Annotated in this window: 23 protein-coding genes; 5 read left to right on the top strand and 18 right to left on the bottom strand. The window is 63.9% G+C overall.

The window, feature by feature from the left end:
• Nucleotides 1-15 precede the first annotated feature (15 nt).
• Nucleotides 16-921 carry a S1C family serine protease gene (locus ACFFNA_RS10330; RefSeq protein ID WP_111543324.1) on the bottom strand — a complete coding sequence of 302 codons (906 nt, stop codon included), beginning with the start codon at nt 919-921 and terminating at the stop codon, nt 16-18.
• A 390-nt stretch (nt 922-1,311) separates the two neighbouring features.
• Here ACFFNA_RS10330 and yghU point away from each other — a divergent pair, with 390 nt between their 5' ends.
• Nucleotides 1,312-2,178 carry a glutathione-dependent disulfide-bond oxidoreductase gene (gene yghU, locus ACFFNA_RS10325; protein ID WP_111543323.1) on the top strand — a complete coding sequence of 289 codons (867 nt, stop codon included), beginning with the start codon at nt 1,312-1,314 and terminating at the stop codon, nt 2,176-2,178.
• A gap of 50 nt (nt 2,179-2,228) precedes the next feature.
• On the opposite strand, the gene ACFFNA_RS10320 is transcribed toward yghU, so the two are convergent.
• The 3 genes from ACFFNA_RS10320 to ACFFNA_RS10310 form a co-directional block, all read right to left on the bottom strand.
• Entirely contained in the window at nt 2,229-3,026 is a 798-nt protein-coding gene (locus tag ACFFNA_RS10320; protein WP_378917918.1) for a hypothetical protein, read from the bottom strand.
• A gap of 405 nt (nt 3,027-3,431) precedes the next feature.
• Nucleotides 3,432-3,734 (bottom strand): DUF1236 domain-containing protein, encoded by a 303-nt coding sequence (locus tag ACFFNA_RS10315; protein ID WP_111543784.1) that lies wholly within the window; start codon nt 3,732-3,734, stop codon nt 3,432-3,434.
• Between the two features lie 673 nt (nt 3,735-4,407).
• Nucleotides 4,408-4,629, bottom strand: coding sequence for a hypothetical protein (locus ACFFNA_RS10310; protein WP_111543322.1), 222 nt, complete (start codon nt 4,627-4,629; stop codon nt 4,408-4,410).
• Between the two features lie 168 nt (nt 4,630-4,797).
• Here ACFFNA_RS10310 and ACFFNA_RS10305 point away from each other — a divergent pair, with 168 nt between their 5' ends.
• Nucleotides 4,798-4,971, top strand: coding sequence for a hypothetical protein (locus ACFFNA_RS10305; RefSeq protein ID WP_167458381.1), 174 nt, complete (start codon nt 4,798-4,800; stop codon nt 4,969-4,971).
• Between the two features lie 313 nt (nt 4,972-5,284).
• On the opposite strand, the gene ACFFNA_RS10300 is transcribed toward ACFFNA_RS10305, so the two are convergent.
• From ACFFNA_RS10300 to ACFFNA_RS10240, 13 genes are all read right to left on the bottom strand, one after another.
• Nucleotides 5,285-6,502, bottom strand: a complete 1,218-nt coding sequence (locus ACFFNA_RS10300; RefSeq protein WP_378917916.1) for an amidohydrolase family protein — start codon at nt 6,500-6,502, stop codon at nt 5,285-5,287.
• A 332-nt stretch (nt 6,503-6,834) separates the two neighbouring features.
• Entirely contained in the window at nt 6,835-7,386 is a 552-nt protein-coding gene (locus tag ACFFNA_RS10295) for an isochorismatase family protein (RefSeq protein WP_378917914.1), read from the bottom strand.
• 43 nt (nt 7,387-7,429) lie between these two features.
• Nucleotides 7,430-9,004, bottom strand: coding sequence for a WD40 repeat domain-containing protein (locus ACFFNA_RS10290; RefSeq protein ID WP_378917912.1), 1,575 nt, complete (start codon nt 9,002-9,004; stop codon nt 7,430-7,432).
• 145 nt (nt 9,005-9,149) lie between these two features.
• Complete coding sequence (locus ACFFNA_RS10285; protein WP_378917910.1) at nt 9,150-9,920, bottom strand: exodeoxyribonuclease III; 771 nt, start codon at nt 9,918-9,920, stop codon at nt 9,150-9,152.
• A gap of 4 nt (nt 9,921-9,924) precedes the next feature.
• A complete protein-coding gene (locus ACFFNA_RS10280; RefSeq protein ID WP_378917908.1) occupies nt 9,925-10,572 on the bottom strand; it encodes an alpha/beta hydrolase family protein in 648 nt (215 codons plus the stop codon).
• A gap of 201 nt (nt 10,573-10,773) precedes the next feature.
• The gene (locus tag ACFFNA_RS10275; RefSeq protein ID WP_378917906.1) at nt 10,774-11,889 is read right to left on the bottom strand and encodes a tetratricopeptide repeat protein; all 1,116 of its coding nucleotides are present in this window, start codon (nt 11,887-11,889) and stop codon (nt 10,774-10,776) included.
• Nucleotides 11,886-12,791 carry a non-homologous end joining protein Ku gene (gene ku, locus ACFFNA_RS10270; protein WP_378917904.1) on the bottom strand — a complete coding sequence of 302 codons (906 nt, stop codon included), beginning with the start codon at nt 12,789-12,791 and terminating at the stop codon, nt 11,886-11,888. Before ku ends, ACFFNA_RS10275 begins: the two co-directional genes overlap by 4 nt.
• 234 nt (nt 12,792-13,025) lie before the next feature.
• Nucleotides 13,026-15,515, bottom strand: a complete 2,490-nt coding sequence (ligD, locus tag ACFFNA_RS10265; protein WP_378917902.1) for a DNA ligase D — start codon at nt 15,513-15,515, stop codon at nt 13,026-13,028.
• Between the two features lie 69 nt (nt 15,516-15,584).
• Complete coding sequence (locus ACFFNA_RS10260; RefSeq protein WP_378917900.1) at nt 15,585-15,914, bottom strand: hypothetical protein; 330 nt, start codon at nt 15,912-15,914, stop codon at nt 15,585-15,587.
• A gap of 6 nt (nt 15,915-15,920) precedes the next feature.
• Nucleotides 15,921-17,117, bottom strand: coding sequence for a GNAT family N-acetyltransferase (locus ACFFNA_RS10255; protein ID WP_378917898.1), 1,197 nt, complete (start codon nt 17,115-17,117; stop codon nt 15,921-15,923).
• A 199-nt stretch (nt 17,118-17,316) separates the two neighbouring features.
• Nucleotides 17,317-18,552, bottom strand: a complete 1,236-nt coding sequence (locus ACFFNA_RS10250) for a GNAT family N-acetyltransferase (RefSeq protein ID WP_378917896.1) — start codon at nt 18,550-18,552, stop codon at nt 17,317-17,319.
• A 9-nt stretch (nt 18,553-18,561) separates the two neighbouring features.
• The gene (locus ACFFNA_RS10245) at nt 18,562-19,890 is read right to left on the bottom strand and encodes an MATE family efflux transporter (protein ID WP_378917894.1); all 1,329 of its coding nucleotides are present in this window, start codon (nt 19,888-19,890) and stop codon (nt 18,562-18,564) included.
• On the bottom strand, nt 19,887-21,056 hold the full coding sequence (locus tag ACFFNA_RS10240) for a glycosyltransferase family 4 protein (RefSeq protein WP_378917892.1): 1,170 nt from the start codon (nt 21,054-21,056) through the stop codon (nt 19,887-19,889). The genes ACFFNA_RS10245 and ACFFNA_RS10240 overlap by 4 nt, the downstream gene beginning before the upstream one ends.
• Before the next feature lie 315 nt (nt 21,057-21,371).
• On the opposite strand from ACFFNA_RS10240, the gene ACFFNA_RS10235 reads away from it, so the two are divergent.
• The 3 genes from ACFFNA_RS10235 to ACFFNA_RS10225 all read left to right on the top strand — a co-directional run bounded on the left by ACFFNA_RS10235 (nt 21,372) and on the right by ACFFNA_RS10225 (nt 24,886).
• Complete coding sequence (locus ACFFNA_RS10235) at nt 21,372-22,541, top strand: DUF1972 domain-containing protein (protein WP_378917890.1); 1,170 nt, start codon at nt 21,372-21,374, stop codon at nt 22,539-22,541.
• On the top strand, nt 22,538-23,797 hold the full coding sequence (locus tag ACFFNA_RS10230; protein WP_378917888.1) for a glycoside hydrolase family 5 protein: 1,260 nt from the start codon (nt 22,538-22,540) through the stop codon (nt 23,795-23,797). The genes ACFFNA_RS10235 and ACFFNA_RS10230 overlap by 4 nt, the downstream gene beginning before the upstream one ends.
• A 408-nt stretch (nt 23,798-24,205) precedes the next feature.
• Nucleotides 24,206-24,886 carry a peroxiredoxin-like family protein gene (locus ACFFNA_RS10225; RefSeq protein ID WP_378917886.1) on the top strand — a complete coding sequence of 227 codons (681 nt, stop codon included), beginning with the start codon at nt 24,206-24,208 and terminating at the stop codon, nt 24,884-24,886.
• Between the two features lie 219 nt (nt 24,887-25,105).
• Here the strand turns inward: ACFFNA_RS10225 and ACFFNA_RS10220 are convergent, their stop codons facing one another.
• The gene (locus ACFFNA_RS10220) at nt 25,106-26,842 is read right to left on the bottom strand and encodes an adenylate/guanylate cyclase domain-containing protein (RefSeq protein WP_378917884.1); all 1,737 of its coding nucleotides are present in this window, start codon (nt 26,840-26,842) and stop codon (nt 25,106-25,108) included.
• Between the last annotated feature and the right edge of the window lie 112 nt (nt 26,843-26,954).

Raw genomic sequence — 26,954 nt, 5'->3', positions numbered from 1 at the left:
CCCTGGTCGATGCGCCTACTGCAGCTGCGGCTTCTTGAGGAAGCTGCCGCGATCGGCCGATTTGACACGCAGCCAGGTCTCGCGGCCGTCGCGCAGCACCCGCATCGGGATCTCCGCACCGGCCGAGCCGCTCTCCCACAGCTTGCGATAGAAATCGGCCAGCCCATCCACCGCCCCGTCGCGGATGTCGGAGATGATGTCGCCCTGGCGCAGGCCGGCCTTGGCGGCCGGGCCGCCTTCGGTCACGCTCATCACCACCACCTTGCCGTCGCTTTCGGCCGACAAGGCGCCGAGCCACGGGCGCGGCGGCCTGGCCACATGGCCACGCGTCAGGAGATCGTCGAGAATGGGCGGCAGCAGATCGATCGGCACGATCATGTTTATGTCGGCGACCTCGCCGTTGCGGCTCATCTGCAGGCGCAGCGAACCGATGCCGAGCAGCGAACCGTCGGCGCCGAACAGCCCGGCGCCACCCCAGGACGGGTGCGCGGGCGCAATGAAGATCGCCTCGTCGAGCAGATACTCCCAATAGCCGGCGAATTCCTGCTTGGTGACGATCCTGGCCTGCACCGACTGGCCGATACCGTCGGCCAGCACGACGGCGTCGCCGATCCTGGCCTTGCCGGCATCGCCCAACGCCACCGCTGGCAGGCCGAGCGGCGCCAGCGCCTGCACCAGGCCGAAGCCCGATTCCTGGTCATAGGCGAGCGCATGGGCAGGGATGACGCGGCCGTCATGGCTGGTCAGCCAGACCTCTTCCGCTTCGGTGATGAGATAGCCGATGGTCAGCACCAGCCCGTCGTCGCGGATGACGACGCCGCTGCCCTCCCTGAGCGTGCCCAGGGCACCCGCCGTAAAGGCATCCTCCGGAACGGTGGCCCGTACGGCAACGACCGAGCGCGGATTGGGATTGATGGTCATGTTTTTGTCCTGCGATGCAATGCCCTGGCGATATCTCTTATAGGTATGCCGCGAGGGAGATGGTGCAAGGGGTGAGAAGCGGTTCGCGCAGCGAACGAAAAGCCAATTGCTTGGCTTTTCGAGCTTCGAAAGCCCTGAGCCTGCGAAGGGCCGGGTAGCTGATTGCCCGGCCGGGTCCCCGGTGCTCCGCAGCGACCCGGCGTTCGCCGGCCTTTCATCATGCCACCGGCACGATGAATTCGCTACGCGAACCGGCTACTCACCCCACAAGGGGAGAAGGGAAAACGGCGCCTCCATTAACAATAGTTCAACGCAAGTTGAACTTCCTCATCTGCAGCCCTAATTGTACAGCGACCTGCCCATCCTTTCCCCACGACACGAGGCCCTGAGATGACCGACTACACCCCGCCGAAAGTATGGACCTGGAACAAGGCGAATGGCGGCACCTTCGCCAGCATCAACCGGCCGATCGCCGGGCCGACGCATGACAAGGACCTGCCCGTCGGCAAGCACCCGCTGCAGCTCTATTCGCTGGCGACGCCGAACGGCGTCAAGGTGACCGTCATGCTGGAGGAGTTGCTGGCGCGCGGCCACAAGGGCGCCGAATATGATGCCTGGCTGATCCGCATCAACGATGGCGACCAGTTCGGCAGCGGCTTCGTCGACGTCAATCCCAACTCCAAGATTCCTGCCTTGATGGACCGCAGCGGCAAGACGCCGGTGCGCATCTTCGAATCCGGCTCGATCCTGGTCTATCTCGCCGAAAAGTTCGGCGAATTCCTGCCCACCGAACAGCCGGCCCGCGCCGAGGTGCTGTCCTGGCTGTTCTGGCAGATGGGCTCGGCGCCGTATCTCGGCGGTGGCTTCGGCCATTTCTACGCCTATGCGCCGGAAAAATTCGAATATGCCATCGACCGCTTCTCGATGGAGGTGAAGCGCCAGATGGACGTGCTCGACCGCCGGCTGGCCGAAACCGAATATCTCGGCGGCAAGGATTATACGATCGCCGACATGGCGGTATGGCCCTGGTATGGCGGGCTGGCGCTCGGCCGCATGTACAATGATTCCGGTGAGTTCCTGTCCGTGCAGGACTACAAGCATGTGCAGCGTTGGGCCCAGGCGATCGACGCACGCCCGGCGGTCAAGCGCGGCCGCATGGTCAACCGCGCCTTCGGCGAACCGGCCTTGCAGCTGCATGAGCGCCACGACGCCCGCGACTTCGAAACGAAGACGCAGGACAAGCTGGCAGCGGAGTGAGCTGAGCCGATAGCGCGCTGATCTCCCTCCCTGAGGGGGGGTTGGCAGCTTCAACCGACCGGCCTCTTCTCGACGGCCGACATCCACAGCTGGTCGATGTCGGCAAGAAACGTCTCGTCGATCTCATCGAGATGGTTCCAGTACATGCCATCCTCGTAGAAATAGCCGAGGTCCTTCTCGATCTCCTCGGCCTTTTCGGCCTTGTCGAGCCGGATGCCGGCAAGAATTTCCGCCTTCATTTCGGCAATCCGTGCCAGCGAAAGGCCGGCAAGCTCGTCGAAGGCGAGACTGGGAAAGACCAGCCGGCTGCGCGGCAGGTCGGACAAATTGATGCACAGGCAGCCGTGCTTCAGGGCCTGAACCAGCAGGCGCGCCGACTTGGCCTCGAGGTTGCGCAGGGTGATGTCATCGCGCAATGGATCGGGCCGGCCGATGCCATAGAAATGGGTCTTGCCCGGCCAGTCGTAGATCATGTCGCAGCCCAGGAATGCCAGCACATCGGGCTTCTGGCTGTGAATGGTCCAATATGCAGCGGTCAGCGCCATCGTGGCGCCGGCATAGACGAAACCACCGAAGGCGTTCTGCGCCGGAACATAGTGCGTGGCGCTGAATATCTGAGCCTGCCGCAAGGTCGCGTCGTGGGGCAGCCTGTCCAACGGGAAATCACCGGCATGGACGAGGAAATCCCAATCGGGGCGCACTCGCCAGGCATTGTTGATGGCGACGATCCGGCTGAAGGCCTGCTTCGGCCAAGGCTGGCAACGCACCGCGTCGGGCGCACTGCCAAGCAGAAGGAGAATGCGGGGTGCGTCATTGCGAACATTCATCCCGACGGGCTGGATCATCATCGAAGGGGCTTTCAGGTCTCAGCCGAAAGGCCGGCTTCGCATGCGATACACATGCCGGTTTCGGTGCCGGCGCGCGAATATTTCGCACAACCCTGCATCTTGGCGGGCCACTTTACCAGCCCAATACATGCGGCCGATCGCGCAAGCCGACAGGCTCAGCGATCGACGCACGCCCGGCCGTCAAGCGCGGCCGCATGGTCAACCGCGGCTTCGGCGAACCGGCCATGCAATGCATGAACGCCACGGCGCCGGCGACTTCGAGACGAAGACATCGGACAAGCTGGCCGCCGAATAGGCCACGGCAAAGCCAATTTCAAACAGAAAGCCCGCCACGAAAGCGAATTCGTGACGGGCTTTTCTCAAGGCAAATCTGACGCGGGCAATCCCCTATGTTGGGGACCTCACTTAGTTCAGGACCTCGACGATCTGATGGGTCTCGGGATCGACCAGGACAGTCTGGTCATTGATCACGGCGACGCGATACTTGACGTTGGGCACCTCGCGCAGTTGGACCGTATCAGGCACCGGCGAGCCAAGCTTGAGCTCGACGCCCAGAAGGTTGACCGACGCCAGCGGCTCCTTCTTGATGTATTCGCGAACGATAGTTTTTTGCTCTGGCTGGACGACGATGACGTCTTGCGCCATCGCTGCACCAAAGCCGCTCATCAGGACGACCGCAGCCGCCGCACTCGAAAGATAAAATTTCATGACAATCTCCATAGGGCTATTTGAAAATCCGCCCTGCATGGAAACTCCATGGTCGCCTTGAAGTTCCATCTCGAATTTCAGAATAAAGAGATAATGACATCGGCTTGTCGATAACGCATATTATTTTTGTTTCTTGTCACAAAAGGCAAATATATTTGAAAATTTTCGCAGATAAATTGACGTCCGGCCGATTTTTCGGATCGGAAATTTCGGATTTGAAAAAAGCACCCCCGCCGAGCCGACGGGCTATTGTCCAACGGCAAGCTCACCCTCGTTCTCGTTTCGGACGACGACCACGAAAAGAGCCGCATCGGCTTCACCCGCAATCCATCGAAGGCCGGGGCAATTTGCTGCATAGGAACAGCTAAGCAATTTGCTGCATAGGAACAGCTAACGCAGAGAACGCAATGTCGTTCCTGCCGCCTTCATCCAGCGGCACAAAAAAGGCTCGCCCTGCCGGGAGCAGAGCGAGCCCTAGATAGCGCCGGCGGAGGTGGCAGCCTCACCGGTCACATTCAAGAACGCGAAACGTCGGGGCTGGTTCCAACCTTTACAGCCGGGATACATCAACGGACAGGCGCTCGTTTGAAGCACGACGAATACCGCAGCGCCGGCCTGCGCGCGCTGGACAAGCTCGCCGCTGTTCATCTCCCGGACCAATTGGCAAACTAGGTCAAGGCTGGGTGGATGGCCTCCAGTCGCTTGCGACGCCGTCCAAAGCCATCTTGATATGGTCTGGACTGTCGATGCCACCGCTGAAAAGAGCGATCAGGCGACGCGCCAAATGCTCGCGGGCAGGGTGTGAGCCTTCGATGCCAGCCTGCTCGCAATAGTCGTCTAGGATTCTGGTGAGTGTTGCCAACTGAATTTCGTCAGCCGTGCCACGAATGATCATCGCGCGTCTCCCTCATGGGCGAAAGCGTGATCGACTCTTTCAAGCGCTCGTTGCCGTTGAAGACCGAGCGACAAGGACACTGTACGCTTCCGACAATCGGTTAGCGAGTCATTCCGCGAAGGAACCAAGCCCGCATATTGCCGTTGCATCGTCTAGGGGTTTGTTCCAATGGCTGACGAACAGGACAAGGCACCCAACGAGTCTGACGACTTTGTTGTCCGGCGTTTGGCAAATGAGGCGAGTATCCCCGAAGAGCAAGCACGCGAGCTTATCGGTTTTCTTGGTGCGCACAGTTGGGCTTCGCTTCTACGGGAAGCCCGCATTCTTGGCAAAAAACGATAGGAGCCGCCGGCAGGTCAGTTTTCGAGGTCGTCGATCGCTTCGGAATTTGCAGTTGGCCTTGCCAACGACGCCATTTTCGGTGCCGCCATTGTGGCAGGAGAAGCTTGTCCGGCTAAGTTTTTTCCCGATCCGGACCCCTCGATACGGCCGCGTCATTATATCGCGTTTGACTAAAATAGCGGAACGTCCAATGCACATTGCCGGAACCGAACAGGGCCCCTCAGACCTTTGCGTCTGGCACCTAAGACCTTGGTCCTACACTAAAGCGCCCATATCCACCGGAGAGGGTTTGACGCCGGCGATGCGGCACGTGTCAGCGCACCAGCATCTTGCTGTCCTTCGCCACCGCCCTGCCCCGGCGATACACCGTCCGGCCCTTCGGCACGGCGACCACCGCCTCGGGCACATGTTGCGCCTGCAGCGTGACGAAATCGGCGCTGGCGCCGACCGCAATGCCGTAGCTCTCCAGGCCAAGCGCCTTGGCGCCGGCATGGGTCACCACGTCGAAGGCGGCGGCCAGCTCATGGTCCTCGTAGAAGCCCGAGCGGTGGCCGATCATATTGGCTCGCGAAAGCATGTCGCCATCGCCATAGGGCCACCAGGAATCGCGAATGTTGTCGGAGCCGCTGAACACGGTGACGCCGGCCTGCCTGAGCGCCGCCACCGGCGGGAAGGCGTGATTGCCCGGCGCATTGGTCATGATCGCGACGCCGGCGGCAGCGAGCATCTCGCCGGCCTTCAGCAAGGCGTCGGCCGGGATATCGCCCAGCCCGTAGGCATGGCTGACGGCGACATGACCCTGCATGCCCAGCGCCTTCGTCCGTGCGGCGATCTCCTCGACCTGGAACAGGCCAAGCGTGCCGCCATCGTGCAGATGGATGTCGACGCCGGCGCCGTGTTTCTGTGCCAGGCCGAAGACGACATCGAGATGGCCCTTCACATCGCGGTCGAAGCTGGCGGGGTCGAGCCCGCCGATGAGATCGCAGCCGAGCTTCAACGCCTCGTCCAGAAGGTCTGGGGTGCCGGGCGAGGACAGGATGCCGCTCTGCGGAAAGGCGACGAGCTGGATGTCGATGAGGTCGCGGTATTGTTTGCGCACCGCCAGGATCGTCTCCAGATGCTTCAGCCCGACCGAGCCGTCGACCATCACATGGCTGCGCATGGCGAGACTGCCATTGCCGATGCAGAGCTCGAGCTGGTTCTTCGCCCGCTCGTCCATCGGGGCGGCGGCGGCAAGGTTCCTCGCCTGGAAGGCGACACGCTCGCGCACGTCGAAACCATTGCTGCACGGGATGTGCGGGCGCCAGGCGTCGCCATAGAACGAGGTGTCGAGATGGATATGGCCCTCGACGAAGGCCGGCGCGACGAGCTGGCCCCCAAGATCAATAATGGCAAGGTCGATGCTGGCGAGGTCAACCGAGGGTGCCTTCCCGGCCGGCGTGATGACGCGGAAGCGCCCGTCGGTAACGGTGAGGTCGACCAGCGACCCGTCGGCCAGTTTGGCGTTGAGGAAAATCGTCTGCTCAGTCAAGGGCGCGATCCATTGGTTGAAGCGCCAGTCGTCACCGCTCGCCCGCCGAAGGTCAATGCGGCAGGAAAGAGAAACTGTTTCACGCCGTGATGGACCAGGACGCCGAATCCGCACTTTTGCCCCGGCCTATTCCGCTTTCGCGGAAGTGTCGGCCGGCGGGCGATGTGCAATGGTGTTGATGCGGCGGTACGAGCCGCCCTGGTTGACGCGGGCGCCTGAGCCATCCCAACAATGCGCCCCCCCGTCCGCGTCGACCAGCGCGTACGCCGGCAGCGACGGACAATGCCGCCGCGCGAAGCGACGATCAGCCCGCTGTGAGGTTCGTTACAGCTTCAGCCGCCGGTCAGCGCCTTCGTCGTTACCAGATTGACACCGGCCTCGGCGAATTCGCCATTGTGGCGGCCAATAATCTGCCGGGCGCTCTCACCCGCATTGTCCAATGTGCTGTGCGCATCGGAGACCACTGTGACGTCGAGCCCTCTGGCCATCGCGCCCTTGACGGTCGCCGCCACGCAAAAATCGGTCTGCGCGCCCAGCAGCACGACGGCACCGGCGCCCTGCCCGGCCACCCAGTCGCCCAGCGCAGCATTGCTGAAGGCATCGCCGACGCTCTTGGCGAAAGTCGGCTCGTCCGCGGCCTGGCCGAGTGCGGGCCACACCGGCCAACCCGGTTCACCCGGCGCCAGCGGATCGCCCGCCGGTCCGTCATGCCTGACAAAAGCGACCTTGCGGCCGCCGCGCCGCGCCCAGGCGATCACCGCGCGCGCACGCTCGACAATGGCTGACGCCTCATGGATCGGCGGCTCATGCACGCCGTCGAACATGCCGGTCTGCAGATCGATCACGATGAGCGGCGCGTTGTCCGCGAGGCTGGGTGCTGACATGGTTTTTTACATAGCACGGCGGGCGAGGCGATCAAGATTCCATTCACCCCGGCGCACCTGCAAACAGCACCACGCCATCGCCGCCGGTGGCCGGCCAGTCGCGGATGGTGCGGTCGTAACCTCCGGTCAGCACCGTGCGGTCGGCGGCGAAGGCCACCGCGTAGATCGGGCCGGTCCGGCTGTCGAACATGGCGATCTGGGTGCCGGTGTCCATGTCCCACAGGCGCGCCGTGCCGTCGAGCGAACCGGAAACCAGGCGCTTGCCGTCGGCCGACAGCGCCAGCGTGTAGACGGTGCCCTCATGGCCCTCGAAGCGGCGCACTTCGCGGCCGCTGTCGAGATCCCAGAGCTTGATCGTGTAGTCGCCGCTGCCGGTGATCAGATGATGGCCATCGGCGGTGAACACGGCGCCATAGGTGCCTTGCTCATGCCCGTGCCAGCTGCGCAGCTGTTTGCCGCTGTCGATGTCCCAGAGTTTTAGCGTGCCGTCGATGCTGCCGCTGATGGCGCGAGTGCCGTCGGGCGAGACGGCGACTGCGCTGACAGACCAGTCGTGCCCGCTCATCACATGCAGCACGGCGCCCTTCTCGAGGTCCCAGACGATGACGTTGCCGGTCTCGTGGCCGGTCACGGCGCGCTTGCCGTCCGGGCTGATCGCCAGCTTGTTGACGCCGCCATTGCCGCCCGACGAGAAGACATGCAGCACCGCGCCGTCGGAAAGTTTCCGCTGCACGATCTCGCCGTCGTCGCCGGCGGTCAGCGCGCTGACGCCATCGGGCATGAACAGCGCCGTGCGCGCCATGTCCTTGTGGACGCCAAGCGTGCGGATCAGGTGGTTGCCGGCGATGTCCCAGAGCTTGATCGTGTGGTCGGTGCTGGCGCTCATGATCGAGTGGCCGTCGGGCGCCACTGCCAGCCAGACGACAGCGTCGCGGTGGCCCTCGGGCTCAGTCGGCAGCGGTGGCGGAGCCGGGGGCAGCGGTGCGACCGTGGGTGGCGGAATGACCGCGACCTCCGGCGGTGTCGGAGCGGCGGGCGGCGGCACCGGTGCCGCGGGCGGGTTGGCGGCTTCCGGTGGTGGAGCGGTTGGCGCCGGCGGTGGGGCTGCTGGCGGGGTTACGGGTTCCGGTGCCGGCGGGGTGTTGGCGACGTCCTGCGCCTGGGGCTCGCCGGGCTTGGGTTCATTGGGTTGGGGTTCATTGGGCTTCGGTTCGCTGGGCTGGCTTGCAACCTCGCTGCCACCATGCATCCGCCCGGGGCCGAACCGATCAACGGCCAGCGCTGCGACCACGACCAATGGCAGGACGAGAAACACCTTGCGCAGGCCGGGCCTGCCGGTGTCCTGCACTTCCGCCGCGCGGCCGAACAGCGGCGCGCCGGCCGCATGCCCCGGCCGCCCCGGCAACATGCCGGCCCAGAACATCAGCGCGCCAATCAGGCAAGCGAGCGCCGCCATCAGCAATCCGGCCAACCGCAAGGTGGCGGGATCCCCGGCGAAAGACGAGACACCGCGCCAGACGACGACCGCGTCGCCAAGCACCAGCCAGGCACGCCAGACGCAAGCTACAGTCACCACCAGCAGGATGAATGCAATCAGCCTGTCGACGACTCTGTTCATCGGCCCCCCACGGCGCCATTGCAGGCTTCGCCCGAAATGGCACCCCGCACAGTTCAGTTCATGAGATTACCCGTGGAAAAGGTGTTCGCAAAATGGCGTCTGCGAAAGGGATGGATGGCGAAGGTCCCGGCAAGTTCGCCCCGCGCTACTTCAGCTCCACCCAGACCGGCGCATGGTCGCTGGCGCCGTCTTGCCCGCGCACCTCGCGGTCGATGCCGGCGGCGGTCAGGCGCCGCGCCAGCATCTTCGACAGCAGGATGTGGTCGAGCCTGAGCCCCGCATCGCGCGGCCAGCGGTTGCGGCGATAATCCCAGAACGTATAGAGCGTCTCCTTCGGGTGCTTCTTGCGCAGCGCGTCAGTCCAGCCCTGCTCAAGCAGAGCGGCGAAGGACGCCCGGCTTTCCGGCTGCACCAGCGCGTTGTCGTCATAGGAGCGGGTGGCGTAGATGTCGCGCGGCTCGGGCACGATGTTGTAGTCGCCGGCCAGAGCCACCGGCAGGCCGGTGTCCAACAACTGCCCGGCATGCGCCTCCAGCCGTTCGTGCCAGGCGAGCTTGTAGGCGAATTTCGGGCCGGGCTGCGGATTGCCGTTCGGCGCGTAGAGGCAAGCGATGACGATGCCGTTCACCGCCGCCTCGATGTAGCGGCTCTGCCTGTCGGTGTCGTCGCCGGGCAGGACATCGCGGGTCAATACCGGTTCCGAACCGCGCGCGAGGATGGCGACACCGTTCCACGTCGGCTCGCCCTTCCACACCGCGCCATAGCCGGCCGCCGCGAGCGCCGAACGCGGAAACTGCGTGTCGCGTGCCTTCAACTCCTGCAGGCACACGACATCGGGTTTCGCCGTCGCCAGCCACACCAGCAAATTGTCCAGCCGGCTGTTGACGTTGTTGATGTTGAAGGAGGCGATTTTCATCGGCTCAGGAAACGATCCGGCCCGTCCACGCCTGCACCGCCCCGGCCAGTGTCTTCAGGTGATCGGAGGTGGAGAAACCGGAGATGCTCTTGCGCGGCTTGAGATCATGGTCGCCATCCTCCAGCCAGACAATCTCGATCCGGTCGGAGAGCGCATACGTCGCGACCTCATCCTGCGTGCCAAACTCGTCGCGCGTGCCCTGGAAGATCATCGTTGGCATCTTGAGGTCGGCGAGATGTTTAGTTCGCAACTGCTCAGGCTTGGCTGGTGGATGGAAGGGATAGCCGAGGCAGACCAGCCCGGCGATCTCGCCCTTGGCAAACATCTCGTCGGCGACCATCGAGGCGACGCGCCCGCCCATCGACTTGCCGCCGATGATGAGCGGGCCGGTGACGCCCTTCGCCCTGAGGTCGGTGATCGCCTTGACATACTCCGGGTTCACCGTCTCCGCCCGCGGCGGCGGCTTGCGGTGCCCATAGCGGCGGGCGGCCATATAGTGGAATTCGAAGCGGGCGACGCGGAGCCCGGCCGCGGCCAGTGCCTTGGCGGTGGCCGTCATCGAGGCCGAGTCCATCGGCGCACCGGCGCCATGGGCAAGCAGGATGGTGGTTGGGGCGGTGTCGAGGCCGTCGAAGAGGAAATTAGTCGGCATAGTGTAGAGCTCCGAAGCTCGGCGTTGGTGACCCCTTCTCCCCTTGTGGGAGAAGGTGGATCGGCGCGTCAGCGCCGAGACGGATGAGGGGTGCTGGAAGGAATGAGACGATGGTGCTCCGTCCAACACCCCTCATCCGTCCGAGCTTCGCTCGGCCACCTTCTCCCACAAGGGGAGAAGGAAACGCCAGTGCGGCACCCCTCACCCCGCCGACTTCTGCGCCAGTTGCAGATCGACGAACTGCACCCCCTTGGCCGCCACGCGCGCCCATTCCGAATCCGTATCGAGTTCGAGATAGCGCGCCCAGTTGCGGCGCGCTTCGGGGAGATTGCCGGCGTCGAATTCCAGCCGGGCGAGGTTGAACACCGGATCGGCATAGGTCTTGTCGAGCGCGATCGCCTTCTGCAGATGCCTTCTTGCCGAGGCTTCGCGGCCTTGCTCGCTCATCAGCCCGGCGAGGTTGAACCAGGCCTCGACGAAGGCCGGGTCGAGTTTTATCGCTCTGATATAGTCGTGCGCGGCTTCCCTTCCGTGGCCGGCGGCGCGCAGGCAATTGGCGCGGTTGAAGGCCGCAATGGCATCTGTCGGGTCGATGGCCAGACAGCGCTGGTAGAGCGCGGCCGCCCCGTCATGGTCGCCGCCCTCCTCCGCCGCTTCCGCCTCGGCGAACAATTCTTCCAGCGTGTCGTCGCCGGCTGAACCGGCATTGCCCAAATCGAACAGCAATTGCCCGTCGAGTTCGCTCTGGCCGCCCTCGAGATAGATCGCGTCGGCCCGCCCATGCTGCGAGCCGACATTGAGCGACTTTGCGGTCAGCGATGCCACCGGGCCGGAGCGATGGACGGAGCGCGCGATCGCGCCCCATGTCGCACCGCCGGCGACAAGCCCGGCATATTTGCGCGCCAGGATCAGATCACGAAAGGAATAGGGTTCGGCGTCATGCTCGAAGGCATCGAACAGCGACAACAGGTCGAGGTCGGCGCCTGACAGCCGCGACTGGTCGATCAGGGATTGCCTGGACAGCGAGGATGCCTCCGGCGCCTTCATCAGCCCGAGCAGGCGCAGGAAACCGTTCTCGCTGATCAGCGTGCGCCCGGCCGTGCGCTCGGCAGCGACGCGGCGCTCGATCTCGGCATCGCCGGATTTTCCCAGATGCGTCCGCCCGAACACGACATGCGTGGTGCGCCTGGTGACACCGCGCCGCAATTGGCCGTGCTGGCGCTCAACCTCGCGCGCCGCGAGCCGGAGCGGAAACGCCGCCAGCGCGCCGATCGTGCCGAAGACGGCCCCAGGGATCAGGACGGCTGGTGCCGTCATTTCTTGCTCTTGCCGACCGCCTTGAGCAGATTGGCCTTGAGCGGATTTTCAGCCGCACCGCCGGCTGCCGCCTTCTTGGCGGCGGGCTTGGCGGCCTCGTCGGCCTTGCTCATCGACTTGGCCGGCGGCTTCGACTGCGACAGGCTGGCCTTCAGCGCATCCATCAAATTGATGACATTGCCGCGCTCGGGGGCAGCCGCGATGATCGGCTTGTGGCCCTTCAGCTTCTCGCGGATCATCGTCATCAGCGCGATCTCGTAGCGATCCTCGTAGTTCTTCGGGTCGAAGGTGGTTTCCTTCTGCTTGATCAGCGCTTCGGCCAGCTGCAGCATCTCCGCGTCGGGTTTGCCGGCCGGGATGTTGCCAAAATATTCAGCTGTGCCACGCACTTCGTTCGGGTTCCTCAAGGTACACACGAACATGCCATTCTCGCGCGCGCCGATCGTCACCACGCGCTCGCGGCTGGACAGCACAAGGCGAGCGATCGCCAGCTTGCCGGATTTGCGCATCGCTTCGCGCAGCACGGCGAAGGTTTCCTCGGCCATCGCGCCATCCGGCGCCATGTAATAGGGCGCGTCCTGGTAGATGACGTCGACCTCGCCCTCGTCGACAAAGGCCTCGATGTTCATCGTGTGGTTGGATTCGATGCGCACCGCGTCGAGGTCGGCATCATCGATGATGATGTACTGCTTGTCCTCGTACTCGTAGCCCTTGACCAGATCCGAGCGCTCGACCAGCCCCAGTTCGGGGTCAACCGGCTTCATGTTGATGCGGTTGTGGGTCTTCTTGTGCAGCTGGTTGAAGCTGATGCGCTCGCTGGCGCTGGTGGCGGGGTATAGCCGCACCGGACAGCTGACGAGGCTGAGCTTGAGGTAACCTTTCCAACTTGCCCTGGGCGCCATGAAACACTCCTACGCGGCCATGCACTGTCACACCGGTGCAGCGCTGTTCGTCCGAAGGACGAGCGACGCCACGGAAATCCTACACCGACCCCGCACAATACAGGCAAATCCCTGACGAAATCTTCCATGAAGGCGCAGGCGTCACCGCAACAGAATAATTCAAATTGTCCGAAGCGTCGATGGCATTGGAATTTGAACGCAGCGCGAAGGATCGCTGCAGTCCTCATTCTGCGACTACTTCCTCGTTCCCGGTAACGTCGGCAAATCCCGCGCGAACTCATCGATCTCCGCCCATGGATCGCCGGATGTCGCCAAGAGCCCCGGCAGCGAGGAATAGTTCAAATCCTGCGGTGCATCGATCGATTCCAGATCCGCCCAGCTCACCGGCGTCGAGGCCGGCAGGTTGGTGCGGGCGCGCAGTGAATAGGGCGCCGCCGAGGTGTGGCCGCGCGCGTTGCGGTGATAGTCGATGAAGATGCGCTTCTTGCGGTTGTCCTTGCCCATTGTGGTGGTGAAGGTGTCGGGCGCGGTTGCCGCCAGATGCGTGGAGATGGCGCTGGTCGCCTGGTGCAGTTTCTTCCAGTTCTGCTTGCCCGTCACCGGCACGGTGATGTGAATGCCGCTGCCGCCCGAGGTCTTGGCGAACGGCACCAGCCCCAGCCCCTCCAGCTCACCCTTGATATGCACCGCCGCCTCGACCACCTCGCGCCACAAAATCCCCTCGCCCGGGTCGAGGTCGAAGACGATCTGGTCGGGCTTGTCGAGGCTGGTGCGATGCGTACCCCAGGTGTGGAACTCGACGACGCCGAACTGCGCCAGCGCCAGATAGCCCTTGGCCCCTTCGACCGAGAGATAGGATTTGGTCTCGCCTTCGGAATTGGTCGCCTCGAACGTCACCACCGAGGGCGGCATGCCGGTGAAGGCATGACGCTGGAAGAAACAGTCCTTCGGCAGGCCGGTCGGGCAGCGCACCAGCGACACCGGCCGGCCGAGAATGTGCGGCAGCATGAAATCGCCGACCAGCGCGTAGTAGACGGCGATGTCGAGCTTGGTCGGGCCGGTCTTGCCGAACAGCCGCCGCGTCGGATTGGTCACCCAGATGGTGGCAAGGTCGGCCTCCGAGATCAGCCGCTTGCGTTTGGCCGACACCGGCGTCGACAGGCCGACATCCCTCAAGCCGCGAAACACCGCGTGGCGCAGCGCATTGTCCGCGGTGCGGTTGGCATAGTGGATATGGGCCGAGAACAGCGGCCGCACCCAGTGCATCTCGCGCATGATTTCGCGCGGCACCCCTTCGGGCGCCGTCGCGCCTGATGTGAGCGGCTCCAGCCTGGCGAGCAATTCAGCAGCGGTCCCGGCATCGAAGCCGGTGCCGACCTTGCCGCGATAGTGAAGTTCGCCGTCCTCGAATTCGGCAAGCCCAAGTGCCGCCAGCCCCTCGGCCGCGTCGGAGGTGGTGTAGCCGGCGATGACGAAGTCGCCGGTCTGGAGCGCCTTGGTCTTGGTCCAGCTCTTGGTGCGGCCGCTCTGGTAGGTCGCGGTGGCGCGCTTGGAGACGACGCCTTCCAGCCCGAGTTCCGACGCCTGGTCGTAGAGCCCCTGGCCCGAGCCTTCGACATGGTCGGAGAACTGGATGGCGGAGTTGGCGCCAAGGCCGGACAGCATCTGTGCCAGCAGCGCCTTGCGCCGCACCAGCGGCGCCTTGGTCAGGTCCCAGCCGTCGAGATGGAGCAGATCGAAGGCGTAGAAATGCAGCCGGCTGCCGGCGCCTTCGGCCAGCGCATCCTGCAGCAGCGCGAAACGGCTGATGCCCTTGGCGTCGAGCACGACGATTTCGCCGTCGATGATGGCGTCGCGGCATGGCAGCTTGGCGAAGGCATGCGGCAGGTCGCCATAGCGCTTCGTCCAGTCGATGCCGCCACGCGTGATCAGCTTGACCACGCCGCCGCTCAGATGCGCCATGGTTCGGTAGCCGTCGAATTTGATCTCGTGCAGCCAGACCTCGTTGGTGTCCTCGCCATCGGGCGGCTTTGGCACCTGCGTCGCCAGCTGCGGCTCGATGCGGCTGAGTGCCGGCGCCTTGAACGCGCCCGGCAGCGTACCGGGCTTCAGCACCGGCGGCTTGCCGGGCTTCGTAGCTGGTTTGGCGGGGGCCACCAGCTCCTCGATGCGCTTGCCAGATTTGACGCTCTCCGGCCGCGCTTCCAGAATGTCGAGCGCTGTGTCGGCGGCAAGGTCGCGCTCCTTGAACAGCAGCCAGTTCTTCTTGTTCTCGTCCTCGCCGGGTTTTGGCTTCAACCGGGTCAGCATCCAGCCGCCATTGAGCTTGTCGCCGGCCAGCCGAAACTTGAAGGCGCCGGTCCGCAGGCTCTTCTCGACGTCGTCCATCGGCGCCCAGCTGCCGGTGTCCCACACGATCATCGGCCCGCCGCCATATTCGCCCTCGGGGATGACGCCCTCGAAGTCGATATATTCCAGCGGATGATCCTCGGTCTCGACCGCCAGCCGCTTGTCGGCCGGATTGAGCGAAGGCCCGCGCGGCACGGCCCAGCTCTTCAGCACGCCACCGACCTGCAGCCTGAGATCGTAGTGATCGGCGGTGGCGTGATGCTTATGGACGACGAAGCGGTTGCCTTCGTCGGAGACCAACCCGCCGGCGGGTTCCGGCGTTTTCGAGAATTCGCGCTTGGCGCGATAGGTTTTGAGTTTTGGTGAGGTTGTCATGACATAGATCGAAGCACGTCAGCCAAGTGAACGCGTCCCGACAGAGCGCTACTTCTAGGCCTCACGCTCTCAATCGTCGGTGGCCGGCGTCAACTCGAGCTCGGCCGGCGACAGGCCTTGCTGCAGCTGGGCGAGCCGGAATTCGTCGACCCAGTAGGCCTCGCCGTCGACCAGCACGCGTGCCTGGTAGGCGCCGGCCGAAAAACTCTGCGCGGTGATGTAGACCTTGTGGCGGTCGAGCGCCTTGCGCACCGCGGCGCGCTTGGCATTCTGGCCGATGACTGGACTGAACATGGCACTGCCCTCGGTCGCCCTGACACCCACATGGCCGCGATCCGCAGCCTGGCGACTGGGCTCAAGGATGACCGAGACGCGCAGTCCTGTCAATTTCGCGGACAACCGCCTTCAGTCCTTCAATCGCCGCAAGCTGCGCGCCACGCTCTGGACGGCCTTGAGCAGCCGCGGTTTCGAGCGCACGTAAAGCTCGGCCCGGCTGCGAAACAAAATGACGGCATTCGCACCCCTGCCCCGCACCGTCATCGGTTCGCAGATCTCGGCCAGAACCGAACTCGCGGCACCGATATATTCCTTGTAGCCCTGACCGCCGACCGACAGGTCGAAATAGTCGAATCCCCGCTCGCGCCCCCATATCATCAGCTTGGCGATCGTCGTCAGGCCGGGTGAGACATTGGCGATCGCATCCTTGTCGATCCCGAGCAGGATGCCATGAAGAGTGCCTTTTCTGGCCAGCACGAGGAAGGAGGCGAGCCAGGCTTGCCCGACGCGCAGCCCGAAGAGCCGCACCGATCCGTCGGACAGGCCCTGGAGAGCCGCGTTCCTGTAGAAATCGACGGCCGATTGCTGCGTCAGGAGATCGAAACGCCCAAGCTCGCGAAAGCGCTTCAGCCGCAGCTCCAGCAGTGTGCCGAAGAGCTCCTCCATCAGGGCGGGCGTGTCGGCCTCGACCAGGCTGAGACCGCCCATCTGTTCAAAGCGGCGGCAGTGCTTGTGGAAAGTTTTGGCGAAGGACGGCTTGCAGATGCGCTTGATCAGACCCTCGGGCTCGCCGTGCAAGGCCAGGCCGGAGGTGATCTGGATGGAATCGCGCGTCGCCGAAAGCAGAGCCAGCGGATTGGCCACGCCGTAGATCTGCTGCGGGATACCGGCGATGTGGATGCGATCCACCGGCGGCAGCACCGAACAGACCGCCGCCCAGGCGGCTTCAGCGCCCTGCGTGGTCCACGGGCTCGCATCCGCCAGCAGCGGCGCGGAATAGTCGCAGACGCCGCAGCTCAGCCATTCGATCACATAGTGGTGGAAGGCCCGGCGCCGCATCAGCGGCACCAGCATTCTGGGCTCGCCGGTCGCGGCGTCACTCACTTCGACGACGAGCAGTTCCGCACCCTCGGGCATCAGCCGCGCGGCGATCCCTTCGGCCCAGGCGTAGTGCTGATGGGCGGTGCAGACGCCATCGGCCTGCCACTCCAGCCAGAGCGGCTTGACTGCCTCGAGGCTGGTGTGCAGCCGTGCCGTATAGACACGTCCGGCGGTACCAGCGCTGGCGGAGAGAGCAGAAGCCCGCGCCGCCGATATCGGTGCCATTCGCATTGACTGAGTCGAAATATCTGCCTCCAATCTTTTCCCGCGGCGATCGGATGCGGTCGTGGGCGGTCCATGCCGGAGTTGTCTTCAGCCGCATGAACCCGCCCACCCGTCTTGCGTCCTTCCCAAGACAGGAGATCAGCTAGGTGCATCGACGCCGACCCTCTTTGACATGGATCAAGCGCGAAATGCGGCCGCCTCAGCTCTTCAATCGTCGCAAGCGGCGCGTCACGCCCTGGACGGCCTTGAGCAACCGCGGACGGGATCGCACCACAAGCTCGGCCCGGTCGCGAAGCGAAGCGACGGCTGCCACGCCCTTGCCGAGCGGCGTCAGCGTTTCGTCGATCTTGACCAGAACCGAACTCTCGGCGCCGAACTGTTCCTTGTAAGGCTGGCTGCCCACCGACAGGTCGAAATAGCCGAATCCCTGCCGCAGTCCCCATACCATCAGTTCGCCCATGAGCCCCAGGCCCGGTGAGGCGTTGGGCACCACCTCCAGGTCCATTCCGATCAACAGGGCATGCAAGGTGCCGTGCCGGACCAGCATGTACTGGACAGAGACCCAATCCTCGCCGACGCGCAGTCCGAAGATCCGCACCGATCCGTCGGACAGGCCCTGAAGCGCCGCGTTTCGGTAGAAATCGACAACCGCCGGCAGCGCCAGCAGATCGAAACGCCCCAGTTGGCGAAAACGCTTGAGCCGCATCTCGACCAGGGCGGCGAAGACGAGCTCTATCAAGGCCGGCGTGTTGGCCTCGACCATATCCACTTTGCCGTGCCGTTCGAGCCGGCGCCAGTCCTTGTAGAAGGTCTTGACGAAGGACGGTCTGCCTTTGCGCTTGATCAGGGTCTCCGGATCGCCGTCCAGCACGAGGCCGGATGTGATCAGGGTGGACTCGCGCGCGACCGCCAGCAGCGCCAGTGGATTGGCCAGGCCGTAGATCTCACGTGGAATTCCCGTGATGTGGATGCGGTCCGCGCGCGGCATGACGGATCGGACCGCCGCCCACGCCGCTTCGGCAGCCTGCGGGGTCCACAGGCTCTTGTCCGCCAGAAGCGGCGCTGAATAATCGCAGACGCCGCAGCTCAGCCATTCGATCACCCGATGTCCGAACCTCGTCCGCCGCATCAGCGGCACCAGCATCTTGAGCTCACTGGTCCCGGCGTCGACCACTTCGACGACGAGAAGGTCGGCGCCTTCAGGCATCAGCCGTTTGACGATCCCCTCGACCCACGCATAGAGCTGATGGGCGGAGCACATCCCATTCGCCTGGCACTGAAGCCAGAGCGGTATGACGGCTTCGAGACTGGTGTGCAGCCGCGCCGTGTAGACCCCCCCTGCGATGCTTCGGGAAGCATCAATAGCCTGCCCGGCCGGTGCTGGCGCCCTAGCCATCGGCGCATCTGGCGCAGGCGTCAATGTCTGGATCGACATGTCTGTCTCCTACCTTTTTCCGGTGGCAAGCGGGGCGGGTTCGGTCCCTCGCCACGACGTTGACTTGCTGTCATGCCGGCTATCCCCGCTGTCAAGCGTCCCGCTCTCAAGCGCGAGGATATGGCGGCGTGCGAAATACCATGAGGCCGCGAGCACAACGGTCTCGGAGGCCGCGGCACCTGCAAGCGACCATGGCGGGGAAGCGATAGCCAGCAGGATTGCGATCAAGACCAGCCCGACGACCGCGCCGGCCGTTGTGATGAACGCCACGACCCGGAACTCGCCGAGTATCTCGAGGACGATGCGCGGCATGATATAGAGCATGATCGGTATGAAGTTCGCCACGGCGAGAAGCCCGATGAAGCTGACAGAAGCATCCGCGAGGGCCTGCGATCTTATCGTCGGCAGAACAAACATGATGCCGGCTCCGTAAACCAGGCTCCCGAGCCCCATGACAAGCGACCATAGCTTGGCGTGCATCCACACCCGCCTGACTTCATTGCTCGCCATCAGCTTCGCAAGCTCGGGCTGCAGCATGTTGACAAAGGCCAGGCTGACGATACGCAGGGGAGCAAACAGGACGAGAACCGCCGCGATAGGCGCGTAGGCCGCCGGACCGGCAATACCCGCGACCAGCAGCGCCAGGCACTGACCCTGAATGTTGGTGGTCGTCGCGCTGAATCCCGACCAGCGCAGTTGGCGCCAGAGCCTGGCATAGCGTCGCCGCACAGGCGCTCGGAAACTGAGGCGAAGCGGACGGGGTGCCAGGCGAGCGAGCACGGCTATGCCGATCAGATTGGCCGCTGCAAGGGCATAGAACACCATCTGCAGCACATTCGGCGCGGTCCAGATCGCCAGCGCAGTCATCGCTGCACCGGCGACGGTGAAAGTGAAATCGCTTATACTGACGACCATCTGCTGGCGACGCGCGAAGAAAGCCGTGCGCATATGACTGCGCAGCGACCACGCGCCGACGAAGCACCCGGCGGCGATGCCGCCCGCGTCACCCCACATCAGCATCAGCAGCGCGGTCGCAGCGCCCACGATCGACGCAACGACCACCGCCGCCCCTCCGAACGTCACGTCGTGCGCGTCGACGCCGGCCCTGTTGGTGCTCTTGCCCATCCATATGCTGGCGGGGACGGCGGTCAGCGATCTGATGTAGGACAGGCCGACGCCCCCCATCACCATCGCGATGGCGAAGATGCCGTATCCTTGCGCTGACAGCACATGCAGCAGCGCGAGGTTCAGCGCGAAGTGAAAGCCGCTCTGTATGGCCTCGCCGCCGATCATCAGCACAAGGCGTCGCAGCAGATGGCCTGGAAACGCGAATTTCACGAACTGGTCTCCGCTTCGCGGGCGACATGCGCCCGGCCGGGCTTCGCCAGCGCCGCCCTCAGCTTGTCCGTGGCAATCGCCGCGATCGCCGCCGCCGCCACCGGCTCGCTGAAAATCTCCTCGTATCGCAACCGGCCCGCGGCGACGAAACCACGCCAGGCATCTGGCCGCCGGATGATCTCCCGCAGTTTGTCGGCCAAAGCGGCTGGATCGCCGGGCGGAACATGCCAGCCGGTCTCGCCATCGCTGACCACTTCCACCAGGCCGCCGATGGCCGACACCAGCGGCGGCCGGCCATAGGCCATCGCCTCGATGGCGACGCGCCCCAGCGATTCCGGACGCCGCGACGGCACGGTGACGACGTCGGCCCAGCGGTAATGCTCCGAGGGGTCCGGCACGAAAGGCAGAACGCTGACGCATCCGGCGAGGCCCATGCTTTCGACCAGTTCGGCGAGCGCGCGCTCGCGCTCGGCGCTTTCGAAGGCGCCGCCGACCAGCCGCACTTCGATCCTCGACCGCAATTCCGGTGGCATCGAAGCGATCGCCTCGAGCAGGACCTCCTGGCCCTTGATCCTGTTGACGCGGCCGAGCAGCAGTACCCGCAACGGGCGCTTGCCGTCATAAGTCATCGGTTCGGCGGCCGCCGGCCCGGCGACACCGTTGTAGACGACATGCGTGCGCGAGACCTTGGGATCGCCGAACGCGGCGCGCGTCGCGCGTGAGTTGAAGATGAGATCTGCATGGCTCCAGCGCATCAGGCCGACCAGTATCCTGCGCATGGCGCCTTCGGGGATCTCGTGGATATGCAGGACAGCCTTGTCGGGGAGAAGGCGCGCGGCCAGCGCGTAGTCGGCCACGATCGAGGTGTTGACGTAGGTGAGATCGCAATCCCTTAGGCGCCGCCAGGCTCTCAGCACCGCCATAGGCAACCGCGCCATCTCGACCGTCGCAAGGCGCGCGATGGCCTGGCGTCTCAGCACCCAAAGCGGCTCGAAGACGATCCGGCTGGCATGTGGTTCAAGGATTTGCACGATCGGTCCGCTGCGCGGCAGTACCACTTCGATGTCGGCGGACGGAAACGCCCCGCGCAGCGCAGCAACGCTCTCCGCGAAGCTGCGGTCGGAACCATAGAGTTCATAACCCTGATGAACGCAGGCAATCCGCATCTTTGTATCCCGCCAGGTGCCGCAACCATCGCGCCGGGCGGTGGGATGCAGGAACCTTGTCGCAAGAACCATGCCTGGTTGAACCGTCCGGCTGCCGGACGCCAAATCCTGGCAATGCCTCGTTTCGACACAGATACGCACAGAAGGGTTGACCGATAATGAAACAACCGCCGGCTTCAATACAGTTTTTTTACAACCCGGCGCGATGATCATTCGCCCGAGCGCCGAAATCGTGAGATGGCACGGAAGTTGCCCGTCTGCTTCTTCATGATGCAGCAATCGCTAATATGTTCAGATCTGAAAGTGCCACCGGCCATGAAACCAGAGAAGCCTGCCATTCTGATCCTGGGGACGCGCGGCATACCGGCGGCTCATGGCGGCTTTGAAACCTTCGCCGAAAGACTGGCACTTTTTCTTGCCGGGCGAGGCTGGAAGGTCGGCGTCTATTGCCAGGAGGAGGTCGAGCGGATCGACCAGAGGGTGCGCAGCGAAACCTGGCGCGGCATCGAACTAATCCACGTCCAGGTTGCCTCGAAGGGTCCGCGTGCGACCTTGGAATTCGATTGGCAATGCGTGCGCGACGCCGCCAGGCGGCCAGGCGTCTGCCTGGTGCTCGGCTACAACGGCGCGGTTTTCCTGACCTGGCTCAGGCTGAAAGGGCGCAAGATCTTCACCAATATGGACGGCATCGAGTGGCGCCGCCCCAAATGGGGTTTGGCGGCGCGCACCTGGTTCTGGCTCAACGAATGGATTGGCGCCTGGGCCTCGCATCGTCTGGTCGCCGATCATCCTGCCATCGCCGACCATCTGGCGACGCGCCGGCCGCGCAGCGCCATCGCCACCATCGCCTATGGCGCCGATCCGGTGACATCGGCACCGGAGGCACCTGTCCGGGCGCTCGGCCTGGAGCCCGGGCGCTATCTGATCTCGATCGCGCGCATCGAGCCCGACAACAACATCCTGCCGATCGTCGAAGCCTTTTGCAGCCGCAAGCGCGACATGAAGCTGGTGGTGCTGGGAACGCTGTCCGACGACATCCCCTATCATGTCGCTATCCGCAAGGCGGCGAACGGCTCGGTGGTTCTGCCGGGCGCCATCTACGACCAGGCGACGGTGAAGGCACTGCGCTATCACGCGCGCGCCTACCTGCATGGCCACACGGTCGGCGGCACCAATCCGTCGCTGGTCGAGGCGCTGGCGGCCGGCAACATGGTGATAGCGCACGACAATCCGTTCAATCGCTGGACCGCGGGTGCTGCCGCGATCTACTTCACCGACACCGACAGTTGCGCCGAGCGGATGCAACAGGCGCAGGACGATGACGCCCTGGTCAGGAACTGCGGCATCGCGGCCAGGGTGCGCGCCCGCGAAGCCTTCCGCTGGGAGGATGTCCTGGTTGCCTATGAGCGTGAAGCCTATCGGCTTCTCGGTGTCACCGCCGACGAAGCCGTCGCGGCCGATCGCGCATCGCGCCGCACCGCATGACAGGCTGGTCGCGCCGGCGGGTGCTGAGGACGGCGCTGTTCACGGCGGCGGCACTCGGTTCCCTCCCGATCGCGCCATTCGCCCGCGCCGCCGAGCCGCACTTTCGGCGCGGCGTCAACGCCTGGCCCTGGTTCTCGCTGACACGTGAATTTCCGGCACCGCGCACCGACTATGGCTGGCCGCCCTTCCAGCCGCAACGGCCCGTTCCCACCGCGGACGACCTGCGCCGGTTGCGCGACACGGGGCTCGATTTCATCCGCCTGCCGGTCGATCCCGGCCCGTTCCTGGCGGCCGACGCCACCGCGCGCGGCCTGTTGCTGGACATGGTCGACGCGGCCGTCACGGCCACCCTCGATGCGGGTCTCGGCATCATCGTCAACGTGCAGGCCAATGGCGCCACCCACTATTGGAATCCTGACCGCATGGTCGCCAGCGTTGCCGCGCCCGCCTTCGATCTCTATCGCGGGCTGGTCGGCGAGCTTGCCGGCAGGCTGGAGCGCTTCCAGCCCGGCAAGGTGGCGCTCGAAGCCGTCAACGAGCCGCCGCAGGCCTGCGCTTCGGAGGTCTGGTCGCAGGTCCAACTCGCGCTTCTGACCGCGGCACGGGCATCGGCTGCAACCTTGCCGCTGGTCGTCACCGGGGGCTGCGGCTCGATGGTAAGCGGGCTGACCGCGCTCGATCCGGCGCCGCTGTCGCCGTTCGAGCCGATCCTGTTCACCTTCCACTTCTACGAGCCCTATCTGTTCAGCCATCAGGGCGCGCCGTGGATGCGCGAGCCCGTCTACCGTTCGCTCAATAACGTGCCGTGGCCTGCGTCCGCCGGCTCGTTGGAAGAGACGCTGGCGTCGGTCAGGGGGCGCATGGCGCAGGATACCGAAACGACTGATAAGGCCAAGAAAGCCGCCTATGCGGAAACCGAGCGCGTGCTGAAGGTCTATTTCGACGCCCAGCCCGACCGGCGCTTTGTCGACAAATATCTTCGCCAGGTTCGCGCCTGGGGCGACGGCCACGGCCTTGCGCCGGAACGCATCATCATGGGCGAGTTCGGCGCGCTGCGCACCGACGCCCGCTATGTGGCGGCGCCCAATCCCGATCGGGCGCGCTACATCGCCGACGTACGCCAGGGCGCCGAGGATCTCGGCTTTGGCTGGGCATTCTGGAATCTCTTCGACGGCATGGGGATGATGGACGACACCACGCGGGTGCTGGACCCCGCGATGATCGACGCGCTTGGGTTGACCATGCCGGGGGACTAGGCAAAACCCAATCACTCCGAACAACCGAGTCAAACCCAAAGCCGACTTACGTCTTCCATGACGCGAACGGCAACTTTGCGCCTACAGCGGCCATTCAGGGTGCCTTTGGCGCTTCCTGAAAGCCGACTTCCCAAACGACCACGCTGGCCGACGTGTTTGGCAAGGCCGGTGCTGGCGGTTAGCTACTATCTACTATAAAGGCGCTCGAGACAGCGCGAGAAACGGGCGACCCGCAGATGATTTTTCCGTGCTATGATGGTGTTGCGACGCTTAGTCGACCTCGGCAATGGCAGAGGCCGAAAGCTATTTTGCCCTGGCGCAGGAAGTTTTGCGCCCAAGCACGGGCTCAACTCCGAAACGCTGGGTGTGCTGCCTTTTTCTGACTGATCCGGGGCGAGGAGGTTGTCCATGTCCACGAGTAATATCGACCGCCCGCTGCAGCCGGGCGACCGGGCACCGAATATTGTGCTCGACGCGATCTCGCGCGAAGGCAAGATCGCGCTCGACGATTTTCGAGGCCGTAGCCCGTTACTGGTCGGTTTGTTTCGGGGCCTGCATTGTCCATTCTGCCGGCGCCACGTCGCGGTGATGGCGCAGCTCAATCCGGCCCTGAAGGAGAAAGGCATAGAATGTCTCGCAGTGGTCAAGACGCCGGTCGAACGTGCGCGGCTCTACTTCCGCTACCATCCGCTACCCGATCTTCTTAGCGCATCCGACCCGGAGGGCGCTTCACACCGCGCCTTCGGTTTACCCATCCTCGAGCTCACGGAGAATGAAACCGAATGGCCGCACAAGCTCGGAATGGACGCAGTCATGACAATGCGGATCGATCTGCCGGGGGAGTTGCCCGAGCCGATGAACCCGGCTGCGGCGGGCGACTTTTTTGAGAAAAAGGACGGGTACGAAATTACGGAGGCCGACCGGCAGATTATGATCGCCGGTCACATGCCGCTTGTCGGCGAGTTCTTGCTCGATCGGGAAGGCATTGTGCGCTGGACCTTCACGGAAGCTGAAGAGGAAGGCCAAAATGTATGCCGGGCACCAAATCCCAAAGAATTGATGGCGGCAGCTTTCCAAGTCGCACACTAATCTAGAAAGGGGTTTTGGAGTTCAGAGATCGCCGCGTCCATGAGCGTAACCAGGGCCGGGCGATCCTCGCGTTGTGCTTTCCGGTGCCGAAAGTGTTCACTGGCCATGTTCAAGTCTCGATATGACGAATTTCGTTCCGGCAGAAGAGACCATATATTCGCTGCTGCGGCAGCCTCGAGACGCCTATCCACTGCGGCCCGACGGGCATAGCCATGACAGTCATTCTGGCAGCCCCGCCATGCGATAGCCTTCCACGATATGCCGCCGCACGTCTTCGGCCGGGAAAGGCTGCGAAGCTGACCAATGCCGGATTGTGAAGTGCGGATTGCTTATCATGAACATTTCCGCCTCCCAGCGCGCCTCCTCCAAACGGCCAAGTTGCGCAAGGCTTGCTGCAAGCAGGCGTCGTGAAGTCGTGCGATAAGTTTCGGGTCTCCGCAACGTTTGAACCGCGGATTCGTAGTCGCCGATGGCATACTGAGCCTGGCCCAACATCCAGTAATACCAACCGGGCGGGTGAGGGTTGAGCCGCAGCGCCTTGCGCACCTGCTCTATGGCTTCGGCAGGCCGGCCGTTTTCCGTCGTCAGTTCAGCCTGCATCGCCCATGCGTCGGCGTGGTTGGGATCCAGCTTGTGGGCGGCGGCGAATTCGGCATCCGATTCCGCCCAGCGACCCTCATGTCCTAATATAACGCCCAATACCCATCGGTTCCCAGCGTCATTCGGGTCGAGTTCGACCGCCTGCTGTGCTTCGGCAAGCGCACTTGCGCGATTGGGATCCATCGGTTCGTCCCAGAACTCCCAGCCCAGCCAGAGGTTGAGTGCCAGCCAACGATGCGCCTCCGCATATTCCGGATCGAGCGCGATTGCCCGGTTCAGCAGGAAAATGGCTTCTTTCGCGGTGAGCGCCGTTTGCAGGCCCAAGGCCCGTGCACGCACACATAGATCATAGGCCTCCAGGTTGCTCGGTCTGTTGCGCGCCGGCGCGGCGGTCAGACGGCCCACCAGAGCCTCGACAATCTTGCCGGTCACCTCGTCCTGAACGGCGAAGATATCTTCAAGGCTTCGGTCGAATCTTTCGGCCCAAAGGTGGTTGCCCCCGATCGCATCGATCAATTGAGCGTTGATACGCACCCGTCCAGCTGCCCGCCGTGCACTACCCTCAAGAAGATGGCGCACTCCCAGGTCTCGCGCGATGCGACGCACATCCACGTGCCTGCCCTTGTATGCAAAAGCCGAGTTGCTGGCGATGACAAACAACTCGCTGTTCCTCGACAGATCCGTGATCAGGTCTTCGGTGAGGCCGTCGACAAAAGCCTCCTGCTCCGGATCGTTGCTCATGTTCGTAAAGGGAAGGACGGCGATGGAGGGCTTGCCGGGGAGCGGCAGCGGCGCTTTCTCCGCCGGTCCGCCACCTTCAGATGAGGTCGATAACCGAATCCGGTAAACGGACACCGGTTCGGCAACGTTCTTGATCGCTTGCGGACCGAGTTCGTCGAAGTCGCATTCAAGCTTTCGCTTGACTTGGTCGTAGACGCTGCCGGAGAGGCAGATATCTCCAGCCTCGGCCATTGCCTGAAGCCGCACTGCGACAACAACGCCATCGCCGAACAGATCGCCGTCCTCGACAACGACATCGCCCAGATTGATGCCGATATGCAGGTTGATTTGTCGGTCGAACGCCAAACCCTCGTTCGCGGCCATCATCCGCTTCTGGAGTTCGACGGAGCATGACACAGCGTTCACTGCGCTTCCGAACTCGACTAGGACGCCATCACCCATCACTTTTACGACACGGCCGTGACGGTCGCGGACCAGTGGTTCCAGGATCTCCTTCCGCCTCCTCTTTAACGCGGTCAACGTTCCTTGCTCGTCCAGGTCCAGAAGTCGGCTGTAGCCCACCACGTCGGCGGCCAATATGGCGGCAAGACGGCGTTGGGCGCGTTCTTCGGCCATTTCGCTTTGCTTTCATTGAAAGCAGAAAAATGGATTGTATGACGCCCATTTCAAAAGTCTATCAGGCTGACTTCGAAGCTCGATCGGCAAACCGCTACATGGGGTGATCGCG

Source organism: Mesorhizobium kowhaii, from assembly GCF_042431665.1.
GTDB lineage: Bacteria > Pseudomonadota > Alphaproteobacteria > Rhizobiales > Rhizobiaceae > Mesorhizobium > Mesorhizobium kowhaii.
The sequence above is the reverse complement of the archived record's forward strand: the minus strand, read 5'-3'. Positions and strand labels throughout refer to the sequence as shown.